Annotated in this window: 13 protein-coding genes; 1 reads left to right on the top strand and 12 read right to left on the bottom strand. The window is 71.6% G+C overall.

The window, feature by feature from the left end; all coding sequences use genetic code 11:
- The first annotated feature begins 43 nt into the window (after positions 1-43).
- Positions 44-634, top strand: a complete 591-nt coding sequence (locus ACGF2Y_RS29710) for a TetR/AcrR family transcriptional regulator (RefSeq protein ID WP_392953767.1) — start codon at positions 44-46, stop codon at positions 632-634.
- A 61-nt stretch (positions 635-695) separates the two neighbouring features.
- On the opposite strand, the gene ACGF2Y_RS29715 is transcribed toward ACGF2Y_RS29710, so the two are convergent.
- The 12 genes from ACGF2Y_RS29715 to ACGF2Y_RS29770 form a co-directional block, all read right to left on the bottom strand.
- Positions 696-1,499 (bottom strand): SAM-dependent methyltransferase, encoded by an 804-nt coding sequence (locus ACGF2Y_RS29715; RefSeq protein ID WP_392953769.1) that lies wholly within the window; start codon positions 1,497-1,499, stop codon positions 696-698.
- Positions 1,499-2,530, bottom strand: a complete 1,032-nt coding sequence (locus tag ACGF2Y_RS29720) for a Gfo/Idh/MocA family protein (protein ID WP_392953772.1) — start codon at positions 2,528-2,530, stop codon at positions 1,499-1,501. Before ACGF2Y_RS29720 ends, ACGF2Y_RS29715 begins: the two co-directional genes overlap by 1 nt.
- On the bottom strand, positions 2,527-3,927 hold the full coding sequence (locus ACGF2Y_RS29725; RefSeq protein WP_392953774.1) for an NDP-hexose 2,3-dehydratase family protein: 1,401 nt from the start codon (positions 3,925-3,927) through the stop codon (positions 2,527-2,529). The genes ACGF2Y_RS29720 and ACGF2Y_RS29725 overlap by 4 nt, the downstream gene beginning before the upstream one ends.
- Positions 3,928-3,954: 27 nt before the next feature.
- Positions 3,955-4,710, bottom strand: coding sequence for an NAD-dependent epimerase/dehydratase family protein (locus ACGF2Y_RS29730; protein WP_392953776.1), 756 nt, complete (start codon positions 4,708-4,710; stop codon positions 3,955-3,957).
- 55 nt (positions 4,711-4,765) lie between these two features.
- A complete protein-coding gene (rfbH, locus tag ACGF2Y_RS29735) occupies positions 4,766-6,076 on the bottom strand; it encodes a lipopolysaccharide biosynthesis protein RfbH (RefSeq protein ID WP_392953779.1) in 1,311 nt (436 codons plus the stop codon).
- 10 nt (positions 6,077-6,086) lie between these two features.
- Positions 6,087-7,085, bottom strand: coding sequence for a dTDP-glucose 4,6-dehydratase (gene rfbB, locus ACGF2Y_RS29740; RefSeq protein WP_392953782.1), 999 nt, complete (start codon positions 7,083-7,085; stop codon positions 6,087-6,089).
- Between the two features lie 82 nt (positions 7,086-7,167).
- Positions 7,168-8,217, bottom strand: coding sequence for an aldo/keto reductase (locus ACGF2Y_RS29745; RefSeq protein WP_392953858.1), 1,050 nt, complete (start codon positions 8,215-8,217; stop codon positions 7,168-7,170).
- A gap of 11 nt (positions 8,218-8,228) precedes the next feature.
- Positions 8,229-8,813, bottom strand: coding sequence for an NADPH-dependent FMN reductase (locus tag ACGF2Y_RS29750; RefSeq protein ID WP_392953785.1), 585 nt, complete (start codon positions 8,811-8,813; stop codon positions 8,229-8,231).
- 54 nt (positions 8,814-8,867) lie between these two features.
- Entirely contained in the window at positions 8,868-10,061 is a 1,194-nt protein-coding gene (locus ACGF2Y_RS29755; RefSeq protein ID WP_392953788.1) for an acyltransferase family protein, read from the bottom strand.
- 89 nt (positions 10,062-10,150) lie between these two features.
- Entirely contained in the window at positions 10,151-11,419 is a 1,269-nt protein-coding gene (locus ACGF2Y_RS29760; RefSeq protein WP_392953791.1) for an MFS transporter, read from the bottom strand.
- A 95-nt stretch (positions 11,420-11,514) separates the two neighbouring features.
- Positions 11,515-12,276, bottom strand: a complete 762-nt coding sequence (locus ACGF2Y_RS29765; RefSeq protein ID WP_392953794.1) for an SDR family oxidoreductase — start codon at positions 12,274-12,276, stop codon at positions 11,515-11,517.
- Positions 12,277-12,308: 32 nt separating this feature from the next.
- Entirely contained in the window at positions 12,309-13,817 is a 1,509-nt protein-coding gene (locus ACGF2Y_RS29770; RefSeq protein WP_392953796.1) for an FAD-dependent monooxygenase, read from the bottom strand.
- Between the last annotated feature and the right edge of the window lies 1 nt (position 13,818).

The following is a 13,818-nucleotide window of genomic DNA, read 5'->3' on the forward strand; positions in this document are numbered from 1 at the left end:
TTACCGGCCGACAGGTAGGTGGGAACGAACCCGAGGAGAGAGCGTGGCCGAGAACGGTGCCCGCAAGAGCCGTGGGGAGACCCGTCGGCGCATCCAGGAGGTGGCCCTCGACCTCTTCGCCGAGCAGGGTTACGAGAAGACCTCCCTGCGGGAGATCGCCGAGGTGCTCCAGGTCACCAAGCCTGCGATCTACTACCACTTCCAGTCGAAGGAGGAGATCCTCCTCAGCATCTTCCAGAACCTGGGACGCCCGGTGGCCGACGCCATCGCGTGGGGCGAGGTGCAGCCCAGGACCCTGGAGACCAAGCGGGAGCTGCTGCGCCGGTACGGGGCCGCGCTCGACGCCACGGTGCCGCTGTTCCGGTTCATGCAGGAGAACGAGGCGACGCTCCGCGATCTGGAGGTGGGGCGGGAGTTCAAGGACCAGATGACCGCCATCGGCGAACTCCTCAGCGATCCGGGCTACTCACTCGTGGAGCAGCTGCAGTGCATGGGCGCTCTGCTCACCCTGCACTTCGGCACCTTCGCGCTGCCGCACTTCGAGGGTTCCGAGGAGGAGAAGCGCGAGGCGCTGCTCTCCATCGCGACGGAGATGGTGGAGCGGGCTCACGGCCCGCGTGATCCGCAGGACTGAACCGGGGCGACGGCCACGGCGAGTGCCGGCCGGCCGGGCCGCTGGCTCCCGCGGCGGCCGTTCACGGTTTGCGGGCGAGGGCCGCGTACAGGTTGGACCGCTCCTGCTCGCCGCCGGACATGGCGTCGGGCCGCCACCGGGGCGCGTACACGAGGCCCGGGTCGAGCAGGGTGAAGTCGCCGGTGAGCCTGCGGACTTCGGCGCCGGTGCGCGGCACGATCGGGGTCCGGCCGCTCGCCCGGAACATCTCGACGGTCCTGCGCATGGTGTCCGGGTCGTTGTCCCAGGTGAAGCACGACAGGGCGAGGTGGCTTCCGGGGGCGAGGGCGTCGCGGTAGCGGGCGGTGAGGCCCCACGGGTCGTCCTCGTCGTGGAGGAACTGGGTGACGCCGAGCATGAGCAGCCCCACCGGCTCGGTGAAGTCGATCAGCTCACGGGTCGCCTCGGCTCCCAGTACGGCTTCCGGGTCCCGTACGTCCGCGCCGATCAGGGCCGTGCCCGGGACGCCGCGCAGCAGGAGTCCGGCGTGGGCGACCGTGGCCGGTTCGTTGTCCACGTAGACCACTCGGCAGGTCCGGCCGCTCTCCCCGGCTAGCTCGTGGACGTGGCCCATGACGGGCAGTCCCGAGCCGAGGTCGATGAACTGCCGGATGCCGGCATCGATCAGGTGGCGCACCATGCGCCCGAGGAGGTCCCTGTTCTGCCGGGCCATGACGTTCGCGGGCAGTACGGAGAGCACCTGGTCGCCGAGGGCGCGGTCCGCCTCGAAGTGGTGGCTGCCGCCCAGCAGGTAGTCGTACGCCCGGGCGGCGCTGGCACGCTCACGGTCGGTGTCCTCGGGGATCCACTGTACAGAGGCGGACATCACTGACTCCTTCGGTTGTCGGGGGTTTCGGGCCCGGATTCCGGCCGGTCCGCTGTCCGGCGGATGGCGTCGAGCAGCTCCGCCTGGCGCAGCGTCACCGCTTCGTCCGGGGAGTGGCCGGCGTGTACGGCCGCCGCGAACGCCGACACGGTGTTGGCCACCTGGTCGTCCGGCGCCAGCGTGACGTCCTCGATCTCACCGTCCCGTTCGACGCGTATCACGGGCACGTGTGCGGCGGGCGGGGTGAAGGCGTGTTCCACCCGGATCTGTCCGCGCTCCCCCCACACCTCGTAGAAGGAGCGGTAGCTGTGCTCCATCCCGAAGGCGCAGTGGACGCTCGCGCCTTCCGTGGTACGGAGCAGAGCCGCGCCGGAGGTCTCCACCTCGCTCCCGGGCGCCGCGGTGAGCACCGCGCCCGCGACCCGGAGGCCGTCGCCCAGCAGGTGGAGCGCGGCACGCACCGGGTACACGCCCATGTCGCAGAGCGCTCCCCCGCCGAGTCCCGCACTGTGGCGGATGTCGCCGTCCGGCGGGCGCGGCACGGTGAACGCCGCGTGGAACGCCCGCACTTCGCCGATCGCGCCGTCATCGATCAGGCGCCGGACCGCGGTGTGCCGGGCATGGCGCACGAACATCACGTTCTCGCTCAGCACGAGGCCCTCGTCGCGGGCGAGCGCGAAGAGCCCGCGCGTGGTCGCCGCATCGGTGCTCAGCGGCTTCTCCGCCAGTACGTGTTTGCCCGCCGTCAGCGCGGCGCGCACCCACGGGGCGTGCAGGGCGGCGGGAAGGGGCACATAGACGGCGTCGACGTCGTCCCGCGCGAGCAGCGCCTCGTAGCCCTCCGCGGCCCGGCAGCCGTAGGGCGCCGCGGCTTCCTCGGCGGTGGCGAGGTCGCGGCTCGCCACGGCGACGAGCCGGGTGTCCGGGCAGGCGGCGAGTGCGGGCAGCAGTCGGCGGCGGGCGATGGACGCCGTGCCCAGGACGCCGACCCGGACGGGGCGGGGCCGCGCCGGGGGGCTGGGGGCGCTCATGAGGTGAGCCCCATGGCGCCGAGGCAGGCGAGCAGGGTGCGGGCCTGCACGTTGAGGTAGTGGCCGTGCCGGACGAGCGAGGTGAGCTGGCCGGGGGTGACCCACTGGTAGCCGGGGGGCGGGTCGAGCGGCGCCTGCGACTCGTCCGCCTCGACCACCAGATACCTGCTCCCGGCGTTGAGGAAGCGGCCGCCCTCCTCCGAGTGCACCGCTTCGTAGCGGATGCGGTCGGGTCGCGCCGTACGGACGAGGTCGAGGAACGGAGGCTGTTCCCCGACCGGCAGGTGAGCGTAGTTGGCGGGGGTGTACTGGACCGTGGGGCCAAGTTCGACCGCGTCCAGGAAGCCGCCTTCGACCCGGGCGTGCGCCAGCACGTGCGGCACGCCGTCGAAGTGGCGCAGGACGAAGGCGGCGATACCGCTCCGCACCGGCTCGAACAGCGGTTGGGTCCACCCGGTGACTTCGCGGTTGCCGGCCCGGACGGAGACGGCGACCACCCTGAAGTACCGTCCCTCGTCGTGCTCGATGGTCTCCTCACCGCGGGTCCAGCCGGTGACGTCCGCCAGCGGTACACGCTCGGCGCTGACGGTGTGCCGGGCACGCTGACCGGTGAACCACGAGTGCAGTTCGGCGTCGCGGAGCCGGGCCCTGCCGTGCGGGTCGGCGTACGGCACCGCGGACAGCACGGTCCGCGTGTCCATGTTCACCACGTCGTCCTGGTGGAGCAGCTGGGCCAGCTGCCCCAGGGTGAGCCAGCGGAAGTCCTCGTGCGGCTGCACCTCGGCGGTCGTCTCGACGATCATGTTGCGGTTGCTCTTGCGATAGAACCAGGAGCCGTGCTCGGACTGCAGCACGTCGGCGACGACGCGGCCGGGTTCGGGGCTGACGAAGTGGTCGACGTACCGGACGGGAGCGCCCCGGTGGGCACCCGTGTAGTTGCTGCGGGTCGCCTGGACCGTCGGCGAGAGCTGGAGGAGGTTGGGGTTGCCGGGCTCCATCTTGGCCTGCATCAGGAAGTGCGGGACGCCGTCGAACTCCTTGACCAGCAGCCCCAGGATGCCGACCTCGGGCTGCTTGATGATCGGCTGACGCCAGGTCGTCCGGGTCCCGTCGTCGTCGGTGACCGTGGCGTCCAGACCCTCGACGGAGAAGAACCTTCCGCTGCGGTGGACGAGGTTGCCCGTGTCGGGGGCGAAGTCCCAGCCGCGGAGTTCGGCGAACGGGATGCGGTCGACCCGGAAGTCGTGGGCGCGCCTGCGTTCCTCCAGCCAGGCCGGCACGTCGGCGGTGCGGATCGCCGCTCCTTCGAGGGCCGCGGCGGACCGGGCGTACCGCTCGACGGCCGAGGCCTCCCGGCGCGGCCGGAGCACGGGGTGGGTGAGCGTGGTTGCGGACATGGCGGGCATGATGGGCCAACCTTCGGGTCAGGGCGTCGCCGTGGGGACGGCCGCCGTCAGAAAGGCGTCGAGCACCCGGCGGTGGTAGCTCGGTCCGAAGCCCATGGCCTCGGTCTCGGGCACCAGGGCGCGCAGCTTGTCGGTGGAGATGGTGTGATGCCCGCCCCGGTCCCGGTACACCCGGCGAGCGACGAGACCGGTGCGCTCCTCGATGTGGTCGATGATCCGCTCGATCGGCACGGCGCTGCCGGAGGCGACGTTGACCTTCTCCCGGCTGAGGCCCGCGCCGAGCAGCCGGTCCACGATGGTGACGACGTCGTCGATGTCGATGAGGTCGCGGGTGGCGCCCCGGTGGACGTGGACCGTTCCGGTGCGCATCTGGCGCACAAGGGTCGGCAGCAGTTGGTGCGGCGGCTGCCCCGGCCCGACGAGGTGTCCCAGACGCAGGGCCAGGTAGTCGACGCCGGAGGCCTCCAGCCGCTTCTCCAGCGCGAGCTTGTGCGTGCCGTAGGGGGTGCAGGGGACGACGGGGCGGTCCTCGCGGCCGGGGCCGTCCACCTTTCCGTACATGCCGGTGGAGGCGGTGGAGAAGAACACCAGACGGTCGCCGGAGGCCAGGCAGGCGGCGGTCTTCTCCTCCACCAGGGCGGCTTCGCGGGCGAAGTCGGCCGGGGAGGTGTGAGCGGCCCAGGACACGCCGGCGGCGAGCACCAGCGTCCCTTCGTGGCGTCCGGCCAGCGAACGCAGGTGGCGGGCGAGGAATCCGTTTCCCACTATGTCCATGTCGCTCCTGATCGCTGAGGCGGTCGGATACGGGCCACTCCCGGGAGGCGGGCGCTCATCCGCGGGCCTGTACGAACTCCCGGATCGACGCGACGACGTAGTCGATCATCTCGTCCGTGAGGGCGGGATACACCCCGATCCAGAAGGTCTGGTCGGTGATGAGGTCGCTGTTGGTCAGCTCGCCCACCACCCGCTGCGGCTGCCCGATGTAGGCGGGGTGGCGGGTGAGGTTGCCGGCGAAGAGCCGCCTGGTGCCGATCTTGCGGCTCTCCAGGAAGTCGACCGTCTCGGCCCTGCTGAAGGGGGCCTCCGGATCGATCGTCAGGACGAAGCCGAACCAGCTCGGGTCGCTGCGCGGGGTGGCCTCGGGCAGCATCAGATGGGGTACGTCCGCCAGCCCTTCGCGCAGCCGACGCCAGTTGCGGCGGCGCGCGGTGCAGAACTCGTCCAGCTTGGCCAGCTGGCTGAGGCCCAGGGCGGCCTGGAGGTCGGTCGCCTTCAGGTTGTACCCGACGTGGCTGAAGATGTACTTGTGGTCGTACCCGACGGGGAGCGTTCCCATCTGGTACTCGAACCGCTTGAGGCACTTTCCGCTCTCGCCCGGCTCGCACCAGCAGTCGCGGCCCCAGTCCCGCAGGGACTCCACGATGCGTGCCAGCGCCAGGTTGGCGGTCAGCACGCAGCCGCCCTCGCCCATCGTCAGGTGGTGTGCGGGGTAGAAGCTGACGGTCGACAGGTCTCCGAAGGTGCCGGTGAGCTGCCCGTCGTAGAGGGACCCGACGGCGTCGCAGTTGTCCTCGATGAGGAAGAGGTCGTGGTCGGACGCCAGTTGGGCGATCTCAGTGGCCTCGAAGGGGTTGCCGAGGGCGTGCGCGACGATGATCGCCCTGGTCCGCGGGCCGATGGCCTGGGCGACGCGGTCGGCGGTGGTGTTGTAGGTGCCGATCTCCACGTCGACGAAGACCGGTATCAATCCGTTCTGAAGGATCGGGTTGACGGTGGTGGGGAAGCCGGCCGCGACGGTGATGACCTCGTCCCCCGGCCGCAGCCGCCGGTCCTCCAGCAGGTGCGAGGTGAGAGCCGAGACCGAGAGCAGGTTCGCGGACGACCCCGAGTTGGTCAGATGCGCCTTGCGGCGTCCCATCCTGCGGGCGAAGGCGGACTCGAATCTGCGCGAGCTCACTCCCGCGGCGATGCGCATGTCCAGCGCCGCCTCCGCCAGCGCCGCTCGATCGTCCTCGTCCAGTACCGCGCCGGAGGGCCAGATCTCGGTGACGCCGGGAACGAACCGCCGCTCCGGCTGTGCCTCGTGGTGGTACTTGCGTACCTCGTCCAGCAACAGCGCCTTGCGATCGAGGGGGTCCACTTGGTCTCCTTCAGGTCAGGACGCTGAGGTCCGGGCGCTCGGCCACGGCCGCCGCGTCCTGCCACCAGTCGGTGTGCTCCCGGTACCAGGCGACTGTCTCGGCCAGCCCCTGATCGAACGTGATCTGCGGCGCGTACCCCAGCTCCTCGCGGATCTTGGTGTCGTCCAGCGAGTAGCGCAGGTCGTGCCCCTTGCGGTCGGCCACCCTCCGCACCAGCGACTCGTCGGCGCCGCAGAGGTCGAGCAGCCGCTCGGTGAGGTCCAGGTTGGTCCACTCGTCGCCGCCGCCGACGTTGTACGTCTCGCCCGAACGGCCCTTGTTCAGTACGAGGTGGAGAGCCCGGCAGTGGTCGTCCACGTGCAGCCACTCGCGCATGTTGCCGCCGTCCCCGTACAGCGGCACCGGCATTCCGCGCAGCAGCCGGGTCGCGAACAGCGGAATCAGCTTCTCGGGGTGCTGGTGCGGACCGTAGTTGTTGGAGCAGCGGGTGACCGAGACGTCGAGGCCATGGGTGCGCCAGTAGCTGCGCGCCACCAGGTCGGAGGCTGCCTTGGACGCCGCGTAGGGCGTGTTGGGGGCCAGCGGCCAGTCCTCGGTCCAGGACCCCTCGGAGATCGATCCGTACACCTCGTCGGTGGAGACGTGGACGACGCGTTCCACGTCCGCGCGCAGCGCCGCTTCGAGTACGGACTGAGTGCCCAGCACATTGGTGCGGTAGAACTCGGCGGGGCCGGTGAGGGAGCGGTCCACATGGGACTCGGCGGCGAAATGCACCACCGCGTGGACTCCGTCGGCCAGCTCCCGCGCGGTCTCCGAGTCGCACACGTCGCCCCGCACGAAGCGCAGGCGCGGGTGGGACGCGGGCAGGTTGGCGCGGTTGCCCGCGTAGGTGAGGGCGTCCAGGACGATGATCTCGGCGTCCTCCCAGCCCTCGAACCGGTCCTCCAACAGCATCCTGACGAAGCGGGAGCCGATGAAACCGGCACCGCCGGTGACCAGCATTCTCATGTCTCGCTCTCCTTCCGGGTACGTCCTTCAGGTGCGTGCGTGCCGCGCCCACGTGGTCCCTCCGTCGCACCGTGCCGGGGCGTCACAGGAGGGTGGCGACCGTGCGTCCCGGCCCCCGGCGGCGTTCCAGGTCCGGCCAGCGGTCGCTGTAGGCGCCCTTGGTGAACCTGCTGTGGCGCATCAGCTCCCTGGGGAAGCCGAGGGAGACCTCGCTGAGGGAGTCGAGCCGCCGGGTCTGCTCCTCGTCGAGCCGGACGTCGAGTGCGGCGAGGGACTCCTGAAGCTGTCCGGGCCGGGTCGCGCCGAGGATCGGCAGGACCGCCTCGGGCCTGGCTCGCAGCCAGGCGAGTGCGACCTGTGCGGGGGTCCAGCCGCCTTCCCCGGCGACGGCCACGACCTCCCGTACGACGGCGGTGTCGTGCTCGTCGTCGCCCGCCCAGTTCTCCACCGTGAGCCGACCGCCCTCCCCGCGCAGGTACTTGCCGGTCAGCCGCCCCTCGGCCAGCGGACCCCAGGCGAAGGCGCTGACGTCGCAGGCGGCGGCCATCGGGAGCAAGTCCCGTTCGGCGGTGCGGTCCAACAGGTTGTAGCGGACCTGGAGGCCCGCGAAGGCCGACCAGCCGCGGAGCTCGGCGAGCATGTTGGCGCGGGAGACCTCCCAGGCGGGCCAGTTGGAGGCTCCCACGTAGAGGACCTTGCCGGCCCGGATCTGGTCGTCGAGGGCGCGCATGACCTCCTCGACGGGGGTGAACGCGTCCCGGGCGTGCAGCCAGAGCACGTCCACCCGGTCGGTCCGCAGCCGCCGCAGGCTGCTTTCGAGCGAGGCGACGAGGTTCTTGCGGTGGTTGCCCGCCGAGTTCACGTCGCCCGGCCGGGTCATGGTGTTGTACTTGGTGGCCAGGACGAACTCGTCGCGCCGGCCGGCCAGTGCCTCGCCGAGACACTCCTCCGAGCGTCCACCGCCGTAGACGTTCGCGGTGTCGATGAAGTTGCCGCCCGCCTGCGCGTAGCGGTCGACCATGAGCGACGCGTCGTCCTTCGACGCGCCCCACCCTTCGACCCCGAAGGTCCCGGCCCCCAGGCAGAGTTCGGAGACCCGTACACCGGTCCTGCCGAGGAGGTCGTACTTCATGCTCACGCCGCTCACTTCCCGTAGGGCTGGTCGGCGCGCGCCTGCCGCAGGGCTCGCCCCCACCAGCCGAGCTGGTCCAGCAGGACCTTGGCGGCGGCTCCGCAGCTCTCCGGGTCCCGGGGGTCGGGCCCGTCGAAGGTGGCGGCGCCGCCATGGAAGCTGACGGTGTCGCGGACCGTGACCGCGTGGAGTTCCGCGAAGACCTGGCGCAGTTGTTCCACCGCGCGCAGGCCGCCGGCGATGCCGCCGTAGGACACGAAACCGACCGGCTTCGCGGCCCACTCGTTGAGGTGCCAGTCGATGACGTTCTTCAGCGCCGCCGGGAAGCTGTGGTTGTACTCGGGGGTGACCACGACATAGGCGTCGGCGCGCTGGAACCGGGGCCGGGACCGCGCCAGCAGGGCGGTCATGTCCGCCGTGGGGGTACGGCTGGGCCCGGCCAGGTCGAACGGCAGCTCGGCGAGGTCGATCACGTCGAGGGTGAGGTCGGGGCGCTGGGCGGCCAGCTCGGCGAACCAGGCGGCGACGGTGTGACCGAAGCGTTCGGTCCTGACGCTGCCGATCAGCACGGCGAGGTGGAGGGGCTGCTGCGACATGCGAGTCCTTGTCCGGTGTGTGGGCGGTGCGGTCGGTGGTCGGGGCCTGTGTCCTCAGTGGGCTGCGGGGGCTTCGGCGGCCCGCTCCGGGCGGACGGTGACCTGTTCCGTGCGCCGGGGTCCCGGCGGGCGGCCCCAGCGGCGCATGACGGGGCGCTCGACGATCGCGTACAGGGCCCACGCGGCGAGCACGGACACGACGAGGGCCGCCGCCAGGAAGAGCAGGCCGCCGGGTGTGCTCCAGGCGGGTCCGGACGGTTTGCCGAAGATGTTGGGGTCCGAGCCGAACAGCCGGTGACCGTAGATCAGGATCAGATAGTGCACGCAGTAGAAGGCGAACGAGATCTCCCCGAGCCAGACCATGGGGCGCTTGTTCAGCAGGGTCTCGCGGCCCTTGGCATCGGACGCGGCGGCGGCCGGGATCAGCAGGGCCAGCGGGACGACGGTGATCGCCACGTAGTTGTAGAGCGGGTTGTGGTCGATCAGGACGGCGCCCACGTAGGCGGCGATCGTCAGGAGGGCCGGCGGTATCACGCCGAGCCCGATCCACCGGCCGGAGAGCACGATGCGCGCCAGCAGCATGCCGAGCACGAATTCCAGGAGCCGGGCGACGGGGAAGACGTACACGAACCAGATCTGGGTCCAGGAGATCTTCATGAACATGAAGCCCGGCGTGTCCGGCAGCAGCAGCTGCGCGATCAGCGGCATCAGCATGATGAGCAGCACGATGCCCCCCGCCGCGTACCAGAGCACGGCCGGCGCGATCCGGCTCACGCCCTTGATGAGCAGTGGAAAGGACAGATAGAAGAGGAGCTCCACGGAGAGCGACCAGCTGACGGTGTTGGCCGTTTCGACGTAACCGCTGTCGGGCACACAGGCGTGCACCAGGAACAGGTTGGCGAGCGTCTCCGGGAAGGCGACCGCGGTGCTGGTCACCGTCAGCAGGACGATGGCCACGACGAATGTCACCAGGTGGTTGGGGAAGATCTTCAGCAGGCGCCGCCGCCAGAATCCGCGGACGGTGTCGGCGGGACGCACCGACCAGGTGAGGACGAAGCCGCTGAGCATGAAGAAGAAGGAGACGCCGACCGCGCCGGCGTTGCCGAACCAGCGGTAGTAGTCGGCGGCGACTCCCTGGTCCTTGAAGACGCCGGCGGCGGCCCCGTGCACGGAGAACACCAGCAGGGCGGCGAGAAAACGCATCCCGGTGAGCGAGGGGAGTCTGGAGGTGGCGTTCGATGGCGCCATGGCACGTCTGCCTTACTCGGTCGCGACGACCGGGAACGGGGCGGAAAGGGGGCGACACCCTCTGGGGAAGGGGCGCCGGGCGGTACGGCTCACCGGCCGGCGACGCCGACCGGTGGACGGGCGGTGAGGCCTCGCAGGGCGACCAGCAGGCCCAGCGCCGCGAGGGCGCAGAGCAGGAGCAGGGCGGGCCGGTGGGCGGCGTCCCCCACCGGCCCGCCCTGGGGACCGAAGGTGAGCAGGGCGGCCACGGCGGCGGGCACCGCGACCGCTCCGGCCTGGACCGCGGTCTGGTACGAGGCGGTAGCCGTCCCCCGGTCGGCCGTCCCGACGGCCCGGCCCGCCTGCGCGTTCAGCGCCGCGAAGGCCGGTACGAATCCGATGCCGACCAGTGCCAGCGTGGGCAGCAGGTCCGTGGCGTAGGAACGCGGCAGGTCGAGGCGTGCGTACAGCAGCAGGCCGGCGAGGTGGAGCGCCGCGCCGAGGACGACCAGCCGGGGGGCGCCGAAGCGGGCCACCACGCGCCCGGCCGAGAGCGCTGTCAGCGCCAGGGGCAGACAGGCCGGGAGGAAGGCGGCCGCGGTCTGCCAGGGGCTCCAGTGCAGCAGGTTCCAGGCCTGGTGGGCCATCAGGGACAGGAGCCCCAGATAGGTGCCGTTGAGGAGGGCCGCGCCGAGCGCCGGACGCAGCAGGGCTCCGCTGCTGAGCAGTCGGCGCACCATCGGAGTGATCGGCTCCGCGGGCCCCGGCTGTTGCCGGGGGACGGCCGCGGCCGCCAGGACGAGCAGCACCGCGGCGACCGGGGCCGTGGCGACGAAGGTCCAATGCCAGTCGTGCGGTGCGAGGGCTCCCGCCAGAAGCAGGCCGGTGGTGAATCCGATGCCGCCGCAGAACGTGTACACGGACAGGGCGCGGGCCCGCGTCGACGCTTCCCCGTAGGTGGTGGAGATGATGGCCAGGCCGGTGGGCGCGGTCAGCGCGGCGCACATGCCCTTGACGGTCCGGCTGATCAGGAGGAGCAGCGGTTCGTCCGTGAGTCCGCCGGCCACCGAGGCGAGAACGAAGAGGGCCAGCGCTCCCAGGTACAGCCGGCGGTGTCCGAACCGCGACACCAGGCGTCGGCCCGGCAGGAGCAGGGCTCCGAAGCCGAGCGCGAACCCGCCCATCGCCCACTGGACCTGCCAGGGGGACAGTCCGAGGTCGGCGCCGATCGACGGCAGGGCGACGACGACCACGGACACTTCGAGACCGTCGATGAGCATGTTGCCGGCGAGGACGAGCAGCAGGAAGCGGCCTGCCCACGGCCGGGGCCGGACGCCGGGCGACGGGCCGGCCTTCGAGGGGACGGGGGGCCGCGACATCGAGTGTTCACCGCCTTGGGTTCGGGACGCCTCGGATGCGGACGCCCGGGTTCGGACCGTGCGGGTTCGGACCGTGCAGGTTCGGACCGCGTGGGTCAGCCGAGGAGCGTGCCGCCGGTGGCGTCGATGAAGGAGCCGGTGACCCAGCGAGCGTCGTCGGAGGCGAGGAACGCCACCACGTCACCGATGTCCGCGGGCTTGCCCACCTGCCCGAAGGCCGACATCTGGGCCATCTGCTCCACCGCCTGCGGGATGTCGAACACCGGGCTGCCGTTGTCGGTGATCCCCGGGGCGACGCTGTTCACGGTGATGCCCCGGGCGCCCAGGTACTTGGCGAAGTGCAGGGCGATCTGTTCGACCGCGCCCTTGGTCATCGCGTAGGCGGCCTCTTCAGGGTTGGCGAACCTGGTGAGCCCGGAGGAGATGTTGATGATGCGGCCGCCGTCGGCGAGCAGTCCGAGCGCGCGCTGGACGATGAAGAACGGCGCCTTCGCGTTGATGGCGAAGAGCCGGTCGAACAGCTCGGGTGTGACCTCCTCCGGGGGGACGCCGCCCATGATGGCCGCGTTGTTGACCAGGATGTCGAGGGTGGCGCCCCCGGTCCGTTCCTTCAGTCCGCTCTCCAGCGCCTCGAACAGCGTGTCGACGTCGCCGGGGACGCCGAACTCGCTGCGGACGGCGAACGCGCGGCCGCCTGCCGCCTCGATGTCGGCGACCGTGCTCAGGGCGGCCTCCTCGCCGGTGGCGTAGTGCACGGCCACCAGAGCTCCCTCACGTGCGAGCCGCAGTACGGTAGCCCGTCCGATGCCACGGCTCGACCCGGTGACGAGTGCGGTCTTGTTCGCGAGCTTTCCCACGGTTCCTCCAGTAGTAGTCGAAATATCGTTCTTCACATGGGCCGCCTGCCGACGGCCGGGCCGAACCAGCGCCGCAGGGCCGCCTCCAGCTCCGGAACAGTTCCGTCGGCCCAGGCCACATGGCCGTCCGGGCGCACCAGCGCGGAAGTGAACTCCGGTGCGGCGCTGCCCGGTTCGGGCGTCGCGGCCACCACGTCCACCCGACCGTCGCGCCATGGCGCCACCGCCGCCCGGGCCGGCGACGGCCGGCCTGCCAGGTCGACGAGGACTCCGCGACCGGGCCGAAGAGCGGCGAAGCTGCTGCTCGGTCCCGCGTCGGTGCCGAGCCGCAGGTACGGGATGCGGGCGCCGACCAGGTGGTGCGCGCCCGGTTCGGCCGCGTACCGCACATCTACGCCCGCGATGGTCCCGGCGAGATGGGCACGCACCCGGGGCTCTTGCAGGAGTTCACCGAAGAGGGAGCGCACCTGTTCGGTCCCGGAGCCGCCGAGCAGCAGCAGCGCCTGGGCGCCGATGTTGTCCAGCACCCGTCGGCCGGCCGGGTGGCGTTCGGCGTGGTAGCTGTCCAGCAGCCCGGACCCCGCGCCGCCCCGTACCACGGCGGCGAGTTTCCAGCCGAGGTTCGCGGCGTCCTGCAGCCCCAGGTTGAGGGCCTGACCGCCCACCGGCATCTGGTGGTGGGCGGCGTCGCCGGCGAGCAGGATCCTGCCCCGGCGGTACTGGGAGGCCTGCCGGAGTGCGTCGCCGAAGGAGTTCAGCCACAGCGGGGCGCCCCCGCTGATGTCGTCGCCCGTCACCCGCCGCCAGGTGTCCGCCACCCGGGCGAACGACGGGGGTCCGGGCTCCCGGCCGACCAGGGGCCCGTATGCGTGCACCATGACCCGGGTGACGCCGCCGGGCCCCCGGGCGGAGATGGCCAGTCCCCCGGGGTGGCGCTCGAAGCGCCGGTCGGGCACCGCCACGTCCGCCACGTCCGCGCGCAGCAGTTCCCTGGTGGCGTCCCGGCCGGGGAAGGCGAACCCGGCGAGCTCCCGGACGGTGCTGGACTCGCCGTCGCAGCCGACGACGTACGCGGCCCGGACGCGCAGCACGGACGCCGCCCCTCCGGGCCCCGGTTCCGCCGCGCCGGTCGCCTCGACAGCCTGCGGCGTGGTCCTCAGATCCGTCAGCCGGTGACCCTTGACCACGCGGGCCCCGAGCCGGGTCGCCCAGCCCTCCAGCAGTTCCTCGGTGCGGACCTGGGGGACTTTCCACTGCCCGGAGTACGGGCTGTCGGTGGTGAGGTCCAGGCCCATGCCGCCGAAGTGTCCGGGGCCCCCGACGGGCGGTGTGCCCAGTTCCTCCAGCAGTCCGCGCTGGTCGAGGAGTTCCATCGTGCGGGCGTGCAGGGTGGATGCCCGGGACTCGGTGAGCGGGCCGGTGCGCCGTTCCAGCACGACGACGTCGGCCCCGCCGAGAGCGAGTTCACCGGCGAGCATCAGGCCCACGGGCCCGGCGCCCACCACGAGCACCTGGGTGTCGATGTCCGGTGCGATCACCACG

Source organism: Streptomyces sp. NPDC048142 (assembly GCF_043202835.1).
Classification (GTDB): Bacteria; Actinomycetota; Actinomycetes; order Streptomycetales; family Streptomycetaceae; genus Streptomyces.